General features: G+C 67.7%; 17 protein-coding genes. 9 read left to right on the top strand and 8 right to left on the bottom strand.

Features of this window, described 5'->3' with window-relative positions:
* The first annotated feature begins 343 nt into the window (after positions 1-343).
* The 3 genes from ACFXIV_RS06465 to ACFXIV_RS06455 are packed head-to-tail and all read left to right on the top strand — an operon-like array spanning position 344 to position 3045.
* Positions 344-1471, top strand: coding sequence for a hypothetical protein (locus ACFXIV_RS06465; RefSeq protein ID WP_379398127.1), 1128 nt, complete (start codon positions 344-346; stop codon positions 1469-1471).
* A gap of 10 nt (positions 1472-1481) precedes the next feature.
* A complete protein-coding gene (locus ACFXIV_RS06460; RefSeq protein WP_354831205.1) occupies positions 1482-1994 on the top strand; it encodes an ImmA/IrrE family metallo-endopeptidase in 513 nt (170 codons plus the stop codon).
* A gap of 19 nt (positions 1995-2013) precedes the next feature.
* On the top strand, positions 2014-3045 hold the full coding sequence (locus tag ACFXIV_RS06455) for a hypothetical protein (RefSeq protein WP_379398125.1): 1032 nt from the start codon (positions 2014-2016) through the stop codon (positions 3043-3045).
* 588 nt (positions 3046-3633) lie between these two features.
* On the opposite strand, the gene ACFXIV_RS06450 is transcribed toward ACFXIV_RS06455, so the two are convergent.
* Positions 3634-4050 (bottom strand): helix-turn-helix domain-containing protein, encoded by a 417-nt coding sequence (locus ACFXIV_RS06450; protein WP_011207048.1) that lies wholly within the window; start codon positions 4048-4050, stop codon positions 3634-3636.
* Between the two features lie 358 nt (positions 4051-4408).
* Complete coding sequence (locus ACFXIV_RS06445; protein WP_379383143.1) at positions 4409-5575, bottom strand: steroid 3-ketoacyl-CoA thiolase; 1167 nt, start codon at positions 5573-5575, stop codon at positions 4409-4411.
* Between the two features lie 206 nt (positions 5576-5781).
* Here ACFXIV_RS06445 and ACFXIV_RS06440 point away from each other — a divergent pair, with 206 nt between their 5' ends.
* Positions 5782-6978 (top strand): cytochrome P450, encoded by a 1197-nt coding sequence (locus tag ACFXIV_RS06440; protein ID WP_379398260.1) that lies wholly within the window; start codon positions 5782-5784, stop codon positions 6976-6978.
* Positions 6979-7096: 118 nt separating this feature from the next.
* Here ACFXIV_RS06440 and ACFXIV_RS06435 read toward each other — a convergent pair whose 3' ends face one another.
* From ACFXIV_RS06435 to ACFXIV_RS06420, 4 genes are read right to left on the bottom strand one after another with little or no spacing between them, the layout of a single operon-like run.
* On the bottom strand, positions 7097-7513 hold the full coding sequence (locus ACFXIV_RS06435; RefSeq protein WP_379398124.1) for a nuclear transport factor 2 family protein: 417 nt from the start codon (positions 7511-7513) through the stop codon (positions 7097-7099).
* Positions 7510-8676: a thiolase domain-containing protein gene (locus ACFXIV_RS06430; RefSeq protein WP_379398122.1), complete on the bottom strand. Its 1167-nt coding sequence runs from the start codon at positions 8674-8676 to the stop codon at positions 7510-7512. The genes ACFXIV_RS06435 and ACFXIV_RS06430 overlap by 4 nt, the downstream gene beginning before the upstream one ends.
* Positions 8673-9707 (bottom strand): thiolase domain-containing protein, encoded by a 1035-nt coding sequence (locus tag ACFXIV_RS06425; RefSeq protein ID WP_364606261.1) that lies wholly within the window; start codon positions 9705-9707, stop codon positions 8673-8675. Before ACFXIV_RS06425 ends, ACFXIV_RS06430 begins: the two co-directional genes overlap by 4 nt.
* 17 nt (positions 9708-9724) lie before the next feature.
* The gene (locus tag ACFXIV_RS06420) at positions 9725-10690 is read right to left on the bottom strand and encodes a Zn-ribbon domain-containing OB-fold protein (protein WP_379398120.1); all 966 of its coding nucleotides are present in this window, start codon (positions 10688-10690) and stop codon (positions 9725-9727) included.
* Positions 10691-10782: 92 nt separating this feature from the next.
* Between ACFXIV_RS06420 and ACFXIV_RS06415 the strand changes: the two genes are divergently transcribed.
* The 4 genes from ACFXIV_RS06415 to ACFXIV_RS06400 all read left to right on the top strand — a co-directional run bounded on the left by ACFXIV_RS06415 (position 10783) and on the right by ACFXIV_RS06400 (position 15849).
* Positions 10783-11829, top strand: a complete 1047-nt coding sequence (locus ACFXIV_RS06415; RefSeq protein ID WP_379398119.1) for an LLM class F420-dependent oxidoreductase — start codon at positions 10783-10785, stop codon at positions 11827-11829.
* Between the two features lie 235 nt (positions 11830-12064).
* A complete protein-coding gene (locus ACFXIV_RS06410) occupies positions 12065-13714 on the top strand; it encodes an acyl-CoA synthetase (RefSeq protein WP_379398117.1) in 1650 nt (549 codons plus the stop codon).
* Between the two features lie 105 nt (positions 13715-13819).
* Entirely contained in the window at positions 13820-14815 is a 996-nt protein-coding gene (locus ACFXIV_RS06405) for a sigma-70 family RNA polymerase sigma factor (protein ID WP_379398115.1), read from the top strand.
* Positions 14816-15207: 392 nt separating this feature from the next.
* The gene (locus ACFXIV_RS06400) at positions 15208-15849 is read left to right on the top strand and encodes a hypothetical protein (RefSeq protein ID WP_379398113.1); all 642 of its coding nucleotides are present in this window, start codon (positions 15208-15210) and stop codon (positions 15847-15849) included.
* Positions 15850-15861: 12 nt separating this feature from the next.
* Here the strand turns inward: ACFXIV_RS06400 and ACFXIV_RS06395 are convergent, their stop codons facing one another.
* Both ACFXIV_RS06395 and ACFXIV_RS06390 read right to left on the bottom strand, forming a co-directional pair.
* Positions 15862-17448, bottom strand: coding sequence for an acyl-CoA synthetase (locus tag ACFXIV_RS06395; protein ID WP_379398111.1), 1587 nt, complete (start codon positions 17446-17448; stop codon positions 15862-15864).
* 69 nt (positions 17449-17517) lie between these two features.
* Complete coding sequence (locus ACFXIV_RS06390) at positions 17518-17931, bottom strand: VOC family protein (RefSeq protein ID WP_379398109.1); 414 nt, start codon at positions 17929-17931, stop codon at positions 17518-17520.
* A gap of 94 nt (positions 17932-18025) precedes the next feature.
* Between ACFXIV_RS06390 and ACFXIV_RS06385 the strand changes: the two genes are divergently transcribed.
* On the top strand, positions 18026-19222 hold the full coding sequence (locus ACFXIV_RS06385; RefSeq protein ID WP_379398108.1) for a glycosyltransferase: 1197 nt from the start codon (positions 18026-18028) through the stop codon (positions 19220-19222).
* The last annotated feature ends 47 nt before the right edge of the window (positions 19223-19269 follow it).

The raw sequence follows: 19269 nt of genomic DNA, 5'->3' as shown, positions 1-19269 counted from the left end.
GTCAGCTTTAGTGCGAGGTTTCAGACCTCACGGTCGCCCTGCTTCGACGGTGAGGTTCGGCCCGAAGAACCTGGCCCGGGCCAATTGGCCTGGGCCGCTGGTGATATTGGGTACATGGGGTGTCGCGCAGGCGTACGGTTTGTGAGCCCCCCTAATGCAATCGGGGACTTGCGCGGATTGCCGTCGTGACCGGTACGATGGCCGCGTTCCGCAACGGTCCGGCAATCGGGGCGACAGTGTGAGCTCGAGACCTGTCCCGAACTGCCTGGTGCGGATCGGGATTCCGTACCCCTGGTGCGGAGGAAGCCAAGCGCGCGGTATCTGATGAGGGGATGGCTGTCGCATGATCGTCGATCGTGCAATGCGCCTGGTGGCAGTGATCGCTGCTGTCACCGGTTCGGCGCTGCTCGCGCCCGCGGTTGCCGATGCGCATCCGGGGGGCATCCCGCTCGATCCCGTACCCGCGGGCCAGGATCCGACCCTGCCCGCGCCCGGCGGTTCGCAATCGCAGGCGCCCGCTGTCACGCAACCTCAGGCAATCGATGCCACTCGTCCGCAGCCCGTCACCCCGGTGGCCGGGCCGCAGGATCTGCTGTCCATGCTGCTCGCGCTCGGAACCGGCTCGGCCGGTGCCGGTTCCGCCGGCGTCGGCTCGGCCGCGGTCGGTTCGGCCGGACTGGGCACCGTGCTGGGCGGAACCGGCTCCGCGGCCCTGGGCACCGGGTCTGCCGTAACCGGTTCCGCCGGTGCGGAATTGGGTTCGGCCGTCGCCGGTACCGGCTCGGCCGGGGCGGCCACCGGTTCGGCCGCGCTCGGAACCGGTTCCGCCGCAGTCGGTTCCGCCGGTCTCGGCACCGCGGGTGTGCTCGGCCTGGGTTCGGCGGGCGTCGGCTCCGCGGGCGTGGGGACCGGTTCCGCGCTGCTGGGCCTGCTGCTCGGCACGGGTTCGGCCGCAACAGGTTCGGCTGCGGTGGGCTCGGCCGCAACGGGTTCGGCCGGGCTGGCCGCGCTGTGCACCGGTTCGGCCGCGGTCGGTTCCGCCGGAATCGGTTCCGCGGGGCTCGGTTCCGCGGCGGTTTGCGCTTCGCCACTGCTGCTGTTGCTGATCCCGCCGCCCGCCGCGCCCGCGGTGCCGCCGGTGCCGCTGGAGATTCCGCAGCCCCCGGCGGTGCCGCAGTTGCCCGCCGTCGTAGCCCCGGCGGCCGCGCTGCCCGAGCCGGAGGTCGCACCTGCCGCGCCGCCGTTCCCCGCGCCGGCGCCCGCTCCCGTTCTGGCCCAGCCGAATCCGGATGTGAAGCCGACCTCGAACAACACCCCGCTGCCGCCGTGGAAGCCACTGTCGGTGATCGGCGGGCTGATCGCCATGGCGCTGGTGGGCACCGGCTCGGGCGCGGTGAGCTTCCAGAGCGCGTCCGCGGCCCAGGCGCGCGTCGATGCCGCGCGCGCTGCTTTCTTCGGACCGAGGGTATGAGGGGACCGCGATGACCGGGAGCAAGGCTCATAGCATCGGGTCCTACCGCCGGGTGGCCGCCGCGGTGGACGCGGTGTGCGCGGTGGCCGCCGATTTCGACGCCACCGACCTGGACGAGGTGGTGCTCGCCATCTCGGCGGAGCGGCGGCGGATCATCGAGATCGCCAGTGCCCAACTGGGCCCGGGCGTGTGCGGCCAGCGCCGCAGCTATCCGGACCGGGATGTGATCGTGCTGGCGCAGTCGCTACCCAGTCGTGAGCACACCCTGGCGCACGAGCTGGGGCACATCGTCTTCGACCATCCGGGCGAGGCGGCGACCGAGGTGGTGCTGGAGGCCAGCGACGATCTCATCGCCTACATGCTCAGCCAGCGCGCGCATCAGAAGGCCATCGATCTCGGCGACGACGAGCAATGCGAGTGGGAGGCGGAGACTTTCGCGAGCATGCTCATGACCCGCCTGCGCGTGTTCAACAGCCGGGGCGCGGGCGTCTCGGTCCTTCGATTCGATGAGGCGTTGGGATGACCGAGTCAGGGGATGCGGCATGACCTTCTGGGTGACGGCCATGCTGGTGTGGATGGCCTCGGGTGCACGCGTCGGGCGCGTGCTGGTGAAACCGGCGACCACCGCGCGGGTCGCGATCGTGATCGCGGTGGCCGCGGTGGCGCTGGCGGTGACCGTCGGCGTGCCGGAAATCGCTCTGGCCGTTGACCATTTGGCACCGGGTGGTGTGCACGGCCAGTGGCTGGGCGACCGGGTGGTCACCGCGGCGTGGATCATGTTCGCCACCGCCACCTCGGTGGTGGCGGCCGCGGCGTGGCCGGTGGTGTCGCGACGAAATCTGCGTCAGATCGGCATGATGATCTACGCCGGCGGCGCGATCGCCATGATTCTCACGCTGCTCTGGTCGCTGACCTTCGGCTGGGTGATCGTGCTGCTGGAGTGCGTGTTCATCGTGATTACCGGTGTGCGCAACCTGGATTGGACCACGCTGGGCCGCGGTATCGCGCTCTACACCACCGGTACCGCGGTGGTCGGTGTGCTGGCGGCGATGTCGATTCGCCGCGAGGCGCGCGACGAGCCGATGCCGAAGCCCGGCGACGAGGGCTGGTTCTGGCCGATGTGGCAGATCGCGGCCATGCTCATCGCCATCGGCGCGGTGTGGATCGTGATCGAGCTGTGGTGGCGAGCCCGGGTGCTGCTCAAGCAGATTCACACCCTGCACCGGGTGCTGATCGCGCGCTTCCCGGAAGTGGTGGCGCACGAGCAGACCGGATCGGGCACTCAGCTCAAGGCTTCCGATCAGGTCGCGCAGATCATGGACGCGCTCTATCTGCAGTCCGGTGGCGGGGTGGAGCTGGCCGCGGCGGGGGCGCCGCCGGTCTCGGTGGCCGAGCGCGCGCAGCGGGTGGCCGCGTGGTCGCGGAATCCGTTCGGCGAGGTGGTGATCGACGGTCGCTGGATCTCGCCGCCGGCGGGGGTCAGTCCGCGTGGCTGGGTGCAGGCCATCGCCCGCGCCTACGACGCGACGGCGGCCGCGTCGCCGAGCACGATTCAGGGCTCCGCGCAACGGTAGTCATTACTTTTCCATTACTATTCGGCGGATCCGCGCATTACCACCCCTCCGCGGCTCCGAACTTGATCACGCGGAGATCACCGACTCAATTGCGATCTTGTCGCAAATGCGCAAGTCCCGTACCGCGCGCGATTGCCAAGGGCGTGGCATTCCGGCGGGCCCTGCACGATGAGACTTCGTATCCGAGGTTTCGTCTCATCGAACCCGTCGTGCGCAGTACGGGACTTTGCTTGTCAGTAGATGTTGTCACTCTTGCTTGTCGCGGATGATGCATTGGGGCCGAAACATCCACAGTGCACAAAACGACATAGTGCACAAAACAACTCATTAGACCGACCGGACTCGCCCAGTCGGCGTTATGCCAGGTTTGTGCATACTGCACCAGTGCAGGGGTCTACGCCACATGGCCTCAGCACGCTGAGACCGGTGCAACATCCTGCACTCGAACCGAATGGTCCGGCGGGTCACCGGCACTGCCCTGCAAGCAGTGCCGGTGACCCGTTCATGTCGAGTCCGGAGCAAGCCCTGTAACAAACCAACACAGTGCGGCCTCCGAGCTAGCCGCACTGTGTTGCTCTGTGGCAGTGCCTATTCCGTGCCGTCCGGAGGAATTTCGGGCAGTCCTTCGCTTGCCCGCAACTTCTCCGCCATAGAGGTGAGGAGGTTCTGAGATTCTTCGGACAGGTCGAACGCCCTACTCGACAGACGACGGAGTCCATAGCCCTGCAGCTGGGACAGCAGCTCGAGATCGTGATCGATCTTCGCCGCGTAGATGTCGTTGAAGAAGTAGTCCGGCTTGACCTTGAAGAACTTTGCCAACGCTGCCACCGTCTCATCCGACGGGTTCGTGCGCTGTCCCGACCGCAACTGCGACAGATACGGTTTCGAGATCGGATGGCCGGATGCCGTCAAGGCTGCCGCCACCTCTGCGTTCGTGTGCGGCTTACGCCCCGGGGGATGCACGGTTTCGAACAGCTTGTTCAGCCGCGCCGCGAAATCAGCCATTGTGAGCCGCCCAATTCCCTTCGCTGTACTAACAGTCGTTATCTCGGATACGTATCATTGATATTAGCGGCTCAGTAACTGAAAACCTACGCCTGATTCGCGATTTCCTTGAAGCTTCTAGGCGGTCATCCGCTTCACCCGCTGTGGCTTGGGCGTTTGCGGGCTAACCCTACGGTTCTTGCTGAGCGCTTAAGAACCCCGGTTCTGGCCCGTCGCGAGGCTCTTCCCGGACGGGCCGCGGGTAGCCATAAGATAGCTGACGTCTCATCTTCCTGCCTGTGCCGCTGATCATGTGGCGTACGCCACGTTTTGCGGCCAGCAGGATGAACGTTCAACCTGGCCGAAAATCATTGAGGGACTAGATCCGTTCGATGATCGTGCCCGTCGCGAGGGCGCCGCCGCAGCACATCAGGACCATGGCGGTGGTCTTGTCCGAGCGCTCCAGCTCGTGCAAAGCCGTTGTGATCAAGCGGGATCCGGTGCTGCCGACCGGGTGGCCGAGCGCGATGGCGCCGCCATTGACGTTGACGCGATCGAAATCCGGCTTGTGCACCGAGGCCCACGACAGCACCACGGACGCGAAAGCCTCGTTGATCTCGAACAAGTCGATGTCGGAGATGCTCATGCCGCTGCGCTCGAGCAGTCGCTCGCACGCCTGCACCGGACCATCCAGGTGGAATTCGGGCTCGCCGCCCACCAGGCACTGCGCCACGATGCGGGCGCGCGGGCGCAATCCCTCACGCTGCGCGGCCTTTTCGTCCATGAGCAGCACCGCGGCCGCGCCGTCGGAGATCTGCGAGGAGGTACCGGCGGTGTGAATTCCGCCCTCCAGCACCGGCTTCAGCTTCGCCAGGCCCTCGCGGGTGGTCTCGCGCAGACCCTGGTCGCGGCTGATGTCGGCGAACTCGCCGGTGAGGTTGCCCTCCTTGTCGACCTGCGGCGCGTTCTTGATGGTCAGCACCTCGCGATCGAAGCGGCCCTCCGCCCACGCCTGCGCGGCCAGTCGCTGCGAGCGCTCACCCAGCTCCTCGACATCGTCGCGAGTGATGCCGCGCCGCTTGGCGATTCGCTCGGCGGCCTCGAACTGGTTGGGCATGTCGATGTTCCAGGACGCGGGACGGCGCGGGCCGGCGTGCGTTCCGACGTTGGCGCCCAACGGAACATGGCTCATGGACTCGATGCCGCAGGCCATGCCGACCTCGATGGCGCCGGTGGAGATGAGCCCGGCCACCAGGCCCGCGGCCTGCTGGGCCGAACCGCACTGGTTGTCGATGGTGACCGCACCGGTCTGCCACGGCAGCCCGGCGTGCAGCCAGGCGGTGCGGGTGACGTTGTTGCCCTGCTCGCCGACCTGCATGACGCAGCCGCCGACGACCTGTTCGACCAGCGCCGGATTCAGTTCCGCGCGCTCGAGCACGCCCTGCTGTGCCGCGCCCAGCAGCTCGGCGGCGTGCAGGCCGGCCAGCCAGCCATTGCGCTTGCCGATGGGCGTGCGGGCGGCCTCGACGATGACGGGAGTACCCATGTCTTTCCTTCCGGATTAGAACTGCAACGAGTTCACAACCAGTAACGTAAGCCTGTTCCGGACCAATACCTAGTCCCTTCTCTTGTTTTACCTCCTGTGCTTCAATAGCGGTAGAACGTGTTTCAGTTGGTCAAAGGAGACTGCTGGTGGTCGACACTGCAGCCCGGCCCGATGTGCCGGATGGATTCGATGTCACCGACCCGGAAATGTGGGCGCACCGGGTCCCGGTCGAAGAACTCGCCGAACTGCGCCGCAGCGCCCCCATCTGGTGGAACCCCAAGTCGCCGGAGGTCGGTGGCTTCACCGACGACGGCTTCTGGGTGCTCAGCAAGCACGCCGACGTCAAGACCGTCTCGCGGCGCGACGACGTGTTCTCCACCTATGAGAACACCGCCATCCCGCGGTTCCAGGACGACATCACGCGCGAGCAGATCGATCTGCAGCGCTTCGTCCTGCTGAACAAGGACGCCCCGGAGCACACCAAGCTTCGCAAGATCATCTCCAAGGGCTTCACCCCACGCGTCATCAACGGCCTGCGGGCCGAGCTGACGGCCCGGGCCGAGGCCATCGTGAAGGCCGCCGCCGACTCCGGCACCGGTGACTTCGTGGAGCAGGTGGCCGCCGAGCTGCCGCTGCAGGCCATCGCCGAACTGATCGGCGTGCCGCAGGAAGACCGCATGAAGCTGTTCAAGTGGTCCAACGACATGACCAGCTACGACGATCCGGACAGCGACGCCGACCCGGTGATCGCCTCCACCGAGATCCTCGGCTACTCGTACCAAATGGCCGAGGCCCGCCGGGCCTGCCCGGCCGACGACATCGTCACCCAGCTCATCAATGCCGACATGGACGGCGAGGCGCTGCTGCCGGAGGAATTCGGCTTCTTCGTCATGATGCTGGCCGTCGCGGGCAACGAGACCACCCGCAATGCCACCACGCACGGCATGATCGCGTTCATGGAGAACCCGGACCAGTGGGAGCTCTTCAAGAAGGAGCGGCCCAAGACCGCCGCCGACGAGATCATCCGCTGGGCCACCCCGGTCAGCTCGTTCCAGCGCACCGCGCTCGAGGACGTGGAAATCAGTGGCGTGCAGATCAAGAAGGGGCAGCGGGTCGTGCTGTCCTACCGCTCGGCCAACTTCGACGAGGAGGTGTTCGAGGATCCGTACACCTTCAATATCCTGCGTGATCCGAACCCGCACCTGTCCTTCGGCGGCACCGGCGCGCACTTCTGCATCGGCGCGAACCTGGCCCGGCTCGAGATCGAGATCATCTTCAATGCCATCGCCGACCACATGCCCGACATCTCCAAGCTCGGAGATCCGCGACGGCTGCAGTCCGGCTGGCTCAACGGCATCAAGGAATTCCAGGTCGACTACAAGACCTGCCCCGTGAAGCACTGAGCCGCAGATGATTTGATCCGCCCCGTTCCCCCTCTCACTCCTCGGGGCGGAGAAAAAGGAAGCGGGCGACTGGATGAATCCAGTCGCCCGCTTCGTCTTTCGTATGCCGACCGAGGGCCTAGGCCTTCTTCATCGTCGACATGGCGCGCTCGGTCTCCCAAAAGGCGCGCAAGGCAAGAATTTTCCCGTCCTCGTCGACCTTGTAGGTGAAGACGCCTTCCGCGTCGACGATATGACCACTCATGGTGGTGCGGATGCGGCCCGTGTAGGCCACCTCACGACCGCAGGCGAAGGAGTCGTCGAAGAGGAACTCGATCGACTCGGTGGGGGCAATCGCCTTGTCCCAGAAGGCTGCGATGGCCTCCGCGCCGCGGTGCCCGACGCCCTCGGGATCGAAGAAGGACGGCCCGATGGGGTCCTCCACGATCCCGTCGGCGGCGAACAGCGCCACCCAGGCCTCCTTGTTCTTCGCCCGCACCGCGGCCTGCGACGCCGTGCCCGCTACCCGGGCCGGGTGTTCGGTCGTGGTGGTCACGGCTGCTCACTCCCGACGACCCACATCGAGAAGTACTGCGAGCCACCGCCGTACGCGTGGCCGTAGGCCTTGCGCGCGTTCTCCACCTGGTAGTCGCCGGCCCGGCCCATGACCTGCTTGGCGGCCTCGGCGAAGCGGATCATGCCGGAGGCGCCGATCGGGTTGGAGGAGAGCACGCCGCCGGACGGGTTGACCGGCAGCTTCCCGCCGATGGCGGTCTCCCCGGCGTCGGTGAGCTTCCAGCCCTCGCCCTCGGGCATGAAGCCCAGGTTCTCCAGCCACATGGGCTCGAACCACGAGAAGGGGACATAGATCTCGGCCGCGTCGATCTCCTCGAGCGGGTTGGTGATCCCGGCCTGTTTCCACAGCGCCTTGGCGGCTTCCTGACCGGCCTTGGGGTTGACCTGGTCGCGGCCGGCGTAGGCGAGCGGCTCGGTGCGCATGGCGGTGCCGTGCACCCAGGCCACCTTCTTGCCCTGTGCCTCCACGGCCTTGCCCGACGCCTCGTCACCGATCACGATGGCGCAGGCGCCGTCCGAGGACGGGCAGGTCTCGTCGAAACGAATGGGGTCCCACAGCATTTGGGAGGACATCACGGATTCCAGGGTGATGTCGGGCTGGTGCAGGTGCGCGAACGGATTACGCGCGCCGTTGCGGCGGTCCTTCACCGCGACCATGGCGCCCACGTGCAGCGGGGCATTGGAGCGGCGGATGTAGGCGCGCACGTGCGGGGCGAAGTAGCCGCCCGCGCCCGCGCCGACCGGCATGGTGAACGGCACCGGATTCGACAGCGCCCACATGGCGTTGGACTCCGACTGCTTCTCCCACGCGATGGCCAGCACCTTGCCGTACACGCCGGCCTGCACCTGGTTGGCCGCGACGATCGCGGTCGAGCCGCCCACCGAACCGGCGGTGTGCACCCGGAGCAGCGGTTTTCCGGTGGCGCCCAGGGCATCCGCGAGGAACAGCTCCGGCATCATGGAGCCCTCGAAGAAGTCGGGAGCCTTGCCGACCACCACGGCGTCGATATCGGCCATGGTCAGGCCGGAGTCCACCAGGGCGCGGTCGATGGCCTCGCGGACCATGCCCCCCATGGATACATCCGACCGTTTGGTCACGTGATGGGTCTGTCCGGTGCCGAGCACCGCGGCGGGGAGTGTCATCGTGCCTCCAGGGTGGCAACCAGGTTCTGCTGCAGCGCGGGCCCCGAACTGGCGTGGGCCAGTGCGCGATTCGCGGTGCCGTTGATGATTTCGGTGGCGGCGAAGCCGATGCGCTCGAGGCCCGCGGCGAACATCGGATTGCCCGACAGCGGACCGCCGGACGGATTGATCCGGGTGGTGCCGTTCAGGCCGATGGCCTGCTTCAGGATCAGCTCCTCGTGGCTGAACTGCGCGTGCAGCTCGGCGATGTCGAAGCCGCTCGCGTCGCCGCCGGTGAGGGCGTCGGCCGCCTTCTTGGCCGAGGCCGAGACCGTCAGGTCGCGCGCACCCAGCACCGGGGTGTCGATGTAGTGGGCCATTCCGGTCAGCCAGGCCGGACGCTCGCACAGCTCGCGGGCGCGATCGCCCACGGCCAGCACGATGGCGGCCGCGCCGTCGGTGATGGGCGCGATGTCATGGGCGCGGAAGGGATCGGCGACCTTCGGTGCGGCCAGCAGCTTTTCGGCGTCGGAGCCGGTGCTGCGCGCGGCCACCGCGGCCATGTCCGCCTCGGTCCAGCGGCCCGCGTCCAGGCCCGCGCGGGCCTGCAGGCCGGCGATGGACACCGAGTCCGGCCACAGCGGCGCGACCAGGTACGGGTCGGTCTGCAGGGTGAGGATCTGGCGCAGGGTACCGGCCGAGGCCTTGCCGAAGCCGTACACCAGGGCCGTCTCGGCCTGTCCGGAGCGCAGTTTCACCCACGCCTCGTACAGCGCCCAGGCCGCGTCCATCTCCACGTGCGACTCGTTGATCGGCGGCACCGCGCCGATGGAGTCGATGGCCGAGATGAACGAGAAGGCGCGTCCGGCAAGGTAATCCGAGGAACCGGAGCACCAGAAGCCGATGTCGGAGACCCCGATGCCGAGCTTGGCGTAGAGCTCCTGGAAGCAGGGCGCCAGCATCTCGACGCCATTGGTGGTGCCGAAGGTCTCCGGCACGTGCGGCGCGTGCGCGAAGCCCACGACCGCGATGTCAGTTGCCTTGTGGTTCAAGGTGGTTCAGCGCCTCTCTACAGGTGGTGCGCGAAGCTGTCGTAGTCGGCGTCGGGTTCGCCGGTGGGCCGGAAGTGGTCGATATTGGCCATGGACAGGCCCCACTCCTCGCGCGGCTTCCACACCGCCTCCACTCGCATACCCATCCGGACCTCGCTCGCCTCGACGCCGAGCATCAGGTGCAGGAAGGGGATGTCGGCGCCGTCGAGCAGCACGTAGGCCGCCACGTACGGGGGCTTGAGGCGCTGGCCCATGAACGGCACGTTCACGATGCAGAAGGTGGTCACGATGCCCTTGTCGGACACCTCGACGTAGTCGTCGGTCGGCGAGCCGTCGCGCGGGTCGGCGCCGCGCGGCGGGAAGTACACCTTGCCGTCCATCCGGGCGCGGGCGCCGAGCAGGCGGCCCTCCATGAGCGCCTTCAGGAAGACGGCCTCCTGCGGGGCGGCGGTGTGCTTGATGGAGAAGTCGACCGGGGTCACGATGCCGGTCACCGGTTCGAGGTCGCTCGCGGAATCGACGGGGGCCGTGGAGGTCTCACCCGGTTCGAAGGCCGCGATGTCGTGGATGTCGCCGGTGCGCTCGGCGGCCCAGCGTGCGCGCACCCGCATCCCGGTGGCGATGTCGGCCGGGGAGGCCACATCCACCGCGTGCAGGATGGCGGTGTCCGCGCCGTCCAGCTTGATCAGCGCGTAGGCGAAGGGCCGGTCGAAGGGCTGGCCGGGCAGCGGCTCGGCCACCCACGACCAGGTCTGGACGGTGCCGACGTCGGACACGCCGACGAACTCCGACAGCGCCTCGCCGGTGGCCGGATCGAATTCCGCGGGCGGCACGATCACGCGCCCATCGGAACCCCGCACCCCGACGACCTTGCCGGATCGCAGTTCCGTGAGGAAGCGACCGATGATCGGACCGGTGGAGCGGGTGTAGTCGAATTGCATCCGCAGCGGTGCGGACAGTATTTCGGTGTTCCCCAGAGTCACGAGATCGAGTAGAACAGGTTCTAGTGATGGTGGCAAGAGTACGGGCTGCGGCCCTGACAACCAGCCCCGGATGTTCTAGGAAGGACATGGAAATGCGCTTTGGTCTGCAACTGGGATATTGGGGCGCGCAGCCGCCCGCCAATCACCGGGAACTGGTGCTGGCCGCGGAGGAGACCGGCTTCGACGCCATCTTCACCGCGGAGTCCTGGGGATCGGACGCCTTCACGCCCCTGGCGTGGTACGGCTCGGACACCAGTCGGGTCCGGCTGGGCACCTCCGTCGTGCAGATGTCGGCGCGCACCCCGACCGCCACCGCCATGGCCGCACTGACCCTCGACCACCTCAGCGGCGGCCGGCACATCCTCGGGCTCGGCGTCTCCGGTCCGCAGGTGGTGGAGGGCTGGTACGGGCAGCCGTTCGCCAAGCCGCTGGCCCGCACCCGCGAGTACGTCTCGATCGTGCGGCAGGTGCTGGCCCGCGAGGGCAAGGTGACCAGCGCGGGCCCGCACTACCCGCTGCCCTACTCCGGATCGGGCGCAACGGGATTCGGCAAGCCGCTCAAGCCCATCACCCACCCGCTGCGCGCGGACCTGCCGATCTGGCTCGGCGCGGAGGGCCCCAAGAACGTGGCGCTGACCGCGGAGATCGCGGACGGCTGGCTGGCCATCTACTACACGCCGCGGCTGGCCGACATGTACAACGAATGGCTCGACGAGGGCTTCTCGCGCCCGGGCGCGCGGCGCTCGCGCGAGGACTTCGAGATCGCCGCCACCGCACAGGTGATCCTGACCGATGACCCCAGGGCCGAACTCGATCGGCTGCGCCCGTTCATGGCGCTCTACATCGGCGGCATGGGCGCCGAGGAACTCAACTTCCACGCCGAGGTGTACCGGCGCATGGGCTATGGCGAGCAGGTGGACGAGATCACCCGGCTGTTCCGCACCGGCCGCAAGGAGGAGGCCGCGGCGGTCGTGCCCGACGAGCTGATTCTCGACACCACCATCATCGGCAACGAAGCGCAGGTGCGTGAGCAGCTGAAGGTGTGGGAGCAGGCCGGCGTCACCATGATGCTCGTGGGTGTCCGCGACGTGGCGCAGTTCGAGGCGCTGCGTCCGCTGATCGAGTCGCAGGGGCACTGAGTCGGTCGCAGGGGGCACTGAGTCGGTCGTAGAACTAGTTCCAGAAATCCGGCCCCGAAGAGGCGCTTCGCGGCCGGTTGGAAAGGGCGCGCCCCGGTGAACGGGTCGCGCCCTTTCGCATCTGTTCCAATTCAGCGTAAGTCGCCGTAGGGTGTGACAGGGGGCACATCCGGTCACTGGACCAAAGCCGAATCTGTGGCTTGTCACACACAAGAACACGTTCTATTTTGAAGCAGTGAGCTACAACATTGCGGACCTTGTCGAGCACACCATCGACCTCATGCCGGAACGTGTCGCGCTGGTTGACGACGCTCGTTCGGTGACCTACGCCGAGCTCGAGGACCGAGCCAACCGGCTGGCGCACTACCTGCAGGATCAGGGTGTGCAGCCGGGTGACAAGGTCGGCGTGTACTCGCGCAACACCATTGAGGCCGTGGAGGCCATGGTGGCCATCTTCAAGGCGCGGGCAGTCATGATCAACGTGAACTACCGCTACGTCGAGAACGAGTTGCAGTACATCTTCGAGAACTCGGATATGGTCGCCGTCATTCACGAGCGGCGGTACAGCGACAGGGTGGCCAATGTGCTGCCGAACGTGCCGAGGATCAAGGCGGTCGTCACCGTCGAGGACGGCACCGACCTGCCGCTGCCCCCGACCGCGGTGGAATACGAAGCGGCGCTGGCCGGCTCGCGCGGCGAGCGCGATTTCGGCGAGCGCTCCTCCGACGACATCATGATGATCTACACCGGCGGCACCACCGGCATGCCCAAGGGCGTCATGTGGCGGCAGGAGGACTGGTGGCGCGTCCTCGGCGGTGGCATCAACTTCTACACCGGTGAATTCATCCAGGACGAGTGGGAGCAGTCCAAGGGCGGCGCGAGCGGCAACTCGCCGATGGTGCGCTACCCGATTCCGCCGCTGATCCACGGCGGCGCGTTCACCGCGACCCTGCACAGCCTTTTCGACGGCGGCAAGGCCGTCATGCTGCCGGAGTTCAGCGGACACGGTGTGTGGCAGGCGATTCAGCGGCACGGCGTCAACATGATCTTCATTACCGGCGATGCCATGGCCCGTCCGATGCTGGACGCGCTGGCCGAGGGCAATGCGGAAACCGGTGAGGCGTACCAGCATTCGAGCCTGTGGGTGCTCGCCAGCTCCGCGGCGCTGTTCTCGCCCGCACTGAAGGACCAGTTCATCGAGAACTTCCCGAACGCGCTCATCACCGACTCCATCGGCTCCTCGGAGACCGGCTTCGGCGGTCTGGCCGTGGCGGCCAAGGGCGCCACGCACACCGGTGGCCCGCGGGTGAAGATCGACGGCTCCACCAAGGTGATCGACGAGGAGGGCAACGAGGTCGCGCCCGGCTCCGGTCAGGTCGGCATGCTGGCGCGCACCGGCAACATCCCGCTCGGCTACTACAACGACCCGGTCAAGACCGCCGAAACCTTCAAGGTGTTCAACGGCGTTCGCTACTCCATCCCCGGCGACTTCGCCCGCGTGGAGGAGGACGGCACCGTCACCATGCTGGGCCGCGGCTCGGTGTCGATCAACTCCGGTGGCGAGAAGATCTACCCCGAAGAGGTCGAGGGCGCGCTCAAGGCGCACCCGGAGATCTTCGACGCGCTCGTGGTCGGCGTGCCGGACGAGCGCTGGGGCCAGCGGGTGGTCGCGGTTGTGCAGTGCCGCGGCGGCGCCCGCCCGACGCTGGAGGAGTTGCGCCCGACCCTGGTCAAGGAGATCTCCTCCTACAAGATGCCGCGCAGCCTGTGGTTCGTGGACGAGATCAAGCGCTCGCCCGCGGGCAAGCCGGACTACAAGTGGGCCAAGGCGCAGACCGAGGCCCGCGAGGCCGACCACCACGCCCAGGCCTCGAACACCAAGTAACGCGGCTCAGCTCGTGGTGTGTGCCGGTGCCCGTCTGCGATCGCAGACGGGTACCAGCCTTTTCGCGGGTGTTTCTTGTCGGTGGGCTGTGCGACGCTGTCTGGCATGAGCGAGAAGGCGGGCGGCACCGTTTCCGACGATGTACTGCGGTCTTTCGAGGGGCATCGGCGGGAGCTGTGCGCCTACGCGTATCGAATGCTCGGGTCCTCGTTCGAAGCCGAGGACGCGGTGCAGGAGACCTTCACGCGGGCGTGGAAGTCCTACGACTCCTTCGAGGGCCGGTCCAGTCTGCGGTCCTGGCTGTACAAGATCACCACCAATGTCTGTCTGGACATGCTGGACGGTCCGCAGCGCCGCGCCAGACCCATGGATCTCAATGGTCCCTCGACCCCCGATTCGCAGCTGCCCCCGCCGGAGCCGGATTACGTGTGGGTGGAACCGATTCCGAACGCCCTCGCCTTCGGCGCCGATCCGGCCGAGGCCGCCAGCGCGAAGGACACGCTGCGCCTGGCCTTCGTCGCGGCGGTGCAGCATCTGCCGGCCAGCCAGCGCGCCATCCTGATCATGCGCGAGGTGCTGCGCTTCTCGGCGGGCGAGACCGCCGACATGCTCAATGTCTCCCCGGCCTCGGTGAACAGCGCCCTGCAGCGGGCCCGCGCCACCATGTCGAAGGTGCAGGAGACGGCCACGGTGTCGGACCCCTTCGACGAGAGCAACGAGCAGCAGCGCAAACTCGTCGACGATTTCGTCAAGGCCTTCGAGGCCTACGACATGGACGCCCTCACCGACCTGCTGAAAGCCGATGTGGCCCTGTCCATGCCGCCGTTCTCGCTGTGGATCTCCGGTCCCGGGAACGTGGCCGCCTTCATGCTCGGCACCGGCCACGCGTGCCGCGACTCCCGCCTGGTCCCGCTGGCCGGCGCCAACGGGCTACCCGCCTTCGGCCACTACAAGCCGAGTGACGAGCCCGGCCGCTGGATCCCGTGGTCCATCACCACTCTCGAACTCGACGGTGACCGCATCTCGGGTCTCACGTTCTTCCTCGACACCGAGAAGCTCTTCCCGCTGTTCGGCCTGCCGATGGAGCTGGGCTCGAACTAGGGCGGGCTCGTCACCGTCCGTCGCCGCGCTCCGGTGGTGTTCCGCGGGCCGGTCCCCCTCCGTCCACATCTCGGACGACGGTGGACTCCGGCCCGCGGACCGGCTTGGCGCGCAACCTCCGTCGAAAGACGGAGGACATCGGTGGCCGTCGCTGATCGCCGTTGATCGGAGGCTCCGCACGAACTAGCCGGTTCCCCTACCCTCACGGTCGGCGCCGCCACCGGTCAAGATCGGCGACTCACCCGTTTTGGGTGACACCCAGCGCATGCAGTCCATCCGGAACACTGATATCTCGCCGGTGCCCGGGTCGCGGACCACGGCGGTGTGTTCGCTGAACCCGCCGACCGGGAATCGAAATATGCTCTCCCACAGGTGCTCACGAGAGGTGCGTGATGACGGTAGAGCTGCACGCGGACGAGCTGTGGGCGGAGAATCTACGCCGCATGCTGGTGGGGGTGCGCCACGAGGCCGTCATGGCCATCGCCCGCCCCGTCCGCCCGGAGACCGAATACGGTTCCGAGGACACGGTTTTCCGGCAGCTGCACGCCGCCGGTAAGCAGGTCCGGCTGCTGTTGTCGGCCGCCTATGTGGGCGCGCGCGGACGGCAGTCGGTGTTGCGGCAGTTCGCGGTCGGCTCGCAGATCCGGGTCACCGACACCGACTTCTGCAATGCGCTGGTCGTCGATCGCGAGCGGGCGGCGCTGTGGTCGGCCGCGCCCGGGCAACAACCGCGCGGCCTGCTGGTGGCCGAACCGGCGCTGCTCGGCGTGGTGCACCAATTCGCCGTCCGCACCTGGCATTCCGCGCGGCAGCTCCGCGATCACCTGGAGCTGGGGGAGCGCGGGCTGGACGCGGTGGCACTGGCGGTGGTCGAGCAGCTGCATGCCGGGGCGAAGGACGAGACGGCGGCGCGGGCGCTGGGGGTGTCGCTGCGCACCTACCGCCGCTATGTCGCGCAGCTGATGGCCCGTTTCGAGGTCAGCACCCGATTCCAGCTCGGGGTGCGGGTGCGTGACCTCGGGCTGTTGAGCTGACTGCACACCCGGTCAGCGGGGAGCACGCATCCCCTCGGCGTGCTCGGCCGCGTACCGCTTGGCGGCGGGATAGTTCGCCTTGCCGCTGGGCTGCCGCATGACCTGGTCGACCAGCCAATACCCTCGGGGCGCTTTGTATCCCGCGATTCTAGTGCGCAGGTGCGCGTCGAGCTCACCGAGCGCGAGCGCGGCTCCCGGGCGCGGCTGCACCACCGCTGCCACGGCCTGTCCGAAGCGGTCGTGCGGAATGCCGATCACCAGGGCGTCGAAGACCTCCGGATGGGATTTGAGGGCGGTCTCGACCTCCTCCGGGAACACCTTCTCGCCGCCGGTATTGATGCACTCCGAGCCGCGCCCGAGCAGGGTGACGGTGCCGTCGGCCTCGTAGCGCGCGTAATCGCCCGGCGCCACATAGCGTTTGCCGTCCACCTCGGCGAAGATCGACCGCGTCTTCTCGGGATCCTTGTAATACCCGAGCGGCACGTGCCCGGTCCGCGCCATCCGGCCTACCGCGCCCGGCCGGGGTTCGACCAGGTTGCCGTCGTCGTCGAGCAGGACGGCCTGTGCGCTGAACTTCACCCGCGGGCCCTGTGTATGGTCGGAATCCTTGGTGACCACGGACAATCCGGTGCTGCCACTCTCCGAGGAGCCGATCACGTCGGTGATGAACAGGTTCGGGAAGGTGTCGAGGTACTGCTGTTTGAGCGAGTGTGAGAACAGCGCGGCGTGGCTGCTGAACGCCCACAGGGACGAAACCTCGTAGTGCCCTTCGTGATACGCCTCTAGCAGCGGTTTGGCCATGGCGTCACCGACCACGGTGAGCACATTGACACCGTGCCGCTCCACCACCCGCCAGACCTCGTGCGCATCGAACTGGGGCACGAAAACCACGGTGCCACCGGAGTTCAGGGCGATGAATGCCGCCCACTGCGCGGCGCCGTGGATGAGCGGCGAGAGCGGGGCCATGACGATTCCGGTCGGCGCGGACTTCGCGGCGGCGGCCAATTCCCATTCGTCCGAGACATATTCGCCGGTCACATGGTTGATGCCGCCGCCGAGCGTCCGCCAGACGTCCTCGTGCCGCCACATCACGCCCTTGGGCATGCCGGTGGTGCCGCCGGTGTAGAGGATGTACAGGTCCTCGCCGCTGCGCGCACCGAAATCGCGGTCCGGGGACTGCGCGGCCAGCGCCGCGTCGTAGTCGGGTCCGATCGCGAGCACCTCGGTCACGGACGGCACCGCAGCCTGGACCTCGGCGACGATGGCACCGTACTGCGCCTCGTGGACAAGGGCCTTCAGATCCGCGTTCTCGACGATGTAGCGCACCTCGTCGGCCACATAGCGGTAGTTGACGCACACCGACACCGCCCGCAGTTTGTAGGTCGAGAGCATCGTTTCCAGCGCCTCGGCCGAATTGCGTGCGTACACGCCGACGTGATCGCCCGCGCCGATGCCGCGGGCGGCCAGGTGATGGGCGAGCCGATTGGCCCGCTCGTCCAGTTCGCGATAGGTGAATTGCCGGTCGGCGCAGATCAGGGCGATCCGGTCCGGGACCGCGTCGACGGCGTGCTCGAACAGGTCTGCAACGTTGAAAGCCATGGGTTCACCCTGGTTCGCACCCGGGTGAACCGACACTTCATCGGATGGCAGGAAGCTGCCGATCGGCGGTCAGGCGGGGTAGGCCATGTGGAAGGGCTCCCACTGGTGGCCGTCGAGGTCGAGGAAGGTGCGGCTGTACATGCCCACCTCGGCTTCCTGGGCGCGGCGGTCGGGGTTGAGTTCCTCGGTGCCGCCGGCCTGCAGGGCCGCTTCGACGAGGGTGTCCACTTCGTGGGGGCTGGACAGGGCCAGGGCGTAGACGCTGTTGACGGTGCCGCGGGTGTCGCCGAGGGGGCGGGTGCTGAAGGTGGTGAAGAAGTCGTGGGTCAGCAGCATGACGCAGATGTTGTCGTCGACCACGATGCAGGCGGCATTACCGTCGGTGAAGTCCTGGTTCACCTTCCAGCCCACGGCCTCGTAGAAGCGCTTGGACCGGTCCAGGTCGGCGACCGGCAGATTGATGAAGATCATCTTGCTCGGCATGGTGGTTCGACCCCTCTCATTCGATGTACTGATGGGGACGAAGCGGGTGCGGAAAACTCATCGGTCGTGGAAGAGTGATCGGGGGAGGTGCCCGATGACTCACAGCTACCTGGTTGCCCTCACCGGAAGCGGCGGAACGGTTCCGCCGGAGCTGGGTGTGGTGCGGCGTCTGGTGCGGCGTGGCCATCGGGTGACCGTGCTGGCGGAGGAATCCCTGACCGGCCCGGTGGCGGCCGCGGGCGCGCGGCTGCGCCCGCGCGCGGGGGCCGGATTCGCCCGCGACACCGCCGACGAAATCGATGCCGAGCGACCCGATCTGGTGCTGGCTTCCTTCTTCGCCTTCGGGGCCATGGTCGCGGCGCAGGCCTGTGAGGTGCCCTTCTCGGTGCTCATTCCCGGCATCTACCCGCTGCCGGTGGAGGGTGGCCCGCCGCCGGGTTCCGGCTTCGGCAAGGCGCACGGGCCACTGGGCCGGTTGCGCGACCGGGTGGTGGGCTCGCTGGTGCAGCGGCGCTGGGACGAGGAACTGCTCCCGAGGCTCAATGTCCTGCGCGCGGATTTCGGGCTGGAGCGGCTGGCCCACTATCAGGATCAGGCGCAGCTGGCGCGCCGGCAGCTGGTGCTGTCCAGTGCGGCGTTCGACTTCCCGGGGCAGGGGCCCGACGGGGTGCGCTGGGTCGGCCCGATCCTCGACGAGCCGGATTGGGTCGAGGGCGCCACGTGGACGCAGACCGACGGCGGCGACCCGCTCGTCCTGGTCGCGCTGTCCACCACCTTTCAACGCCAAACCGATTGCCTGCAGCGCATTTCCGACGCCCTCGGCCAGCTCCCGGTGCGCGGCGTCATCACCACCGGCCCCGCCGTCGACCCGGACGAGCTGCGCGCCCCGCCGAACGTGACGGTCCTGCGCGCCGCCGGGCACCGCGAAATCATGCGGCATGCCAGCCTGGTCGTCACCCATGGCGGCCACGGCACCCTGATGAAGTCCTTCGCCGCCGACCTCCCGGTCGTGGTCCTGCCGCACGGCCGCGACAATGCCGACAATGCCGCGCGCGTCCGCGCCCACCATGCCGGAATCACGGTGCCGCGCACCGCGACCCCGCAGCGCATCGCCCGCGCGATCCGCCACGTGCTGCGCACCCCGGCCCACTACCGGGCCGCGGCCGAGCTGGGCCGCGCCATCCGCCACGACGCGCGCGGCGAGGCCCTGCTGTACGAACTGGAGCCGTCGACGGATCATCACGATCCGGTGGGTGAGCGCATCTCCTCCGTCCGTGGATTCGAATCCTGATGTTTGGCCGGATTTCGCGTTCGACCGTCCGCATATGGCTGGCAGGC

This window comes from Nocardia sp. NPDC059236 (assembly GCF_042754085.1).
Lineage (GTDB): Bacteria > Actinomycetota > Actinomycetes > Mycobacteriales > Mycobacteriaceae > Nocardia.
This window is presented reverse-complemented; position numbering and strand designations above follow the sequence as displayed.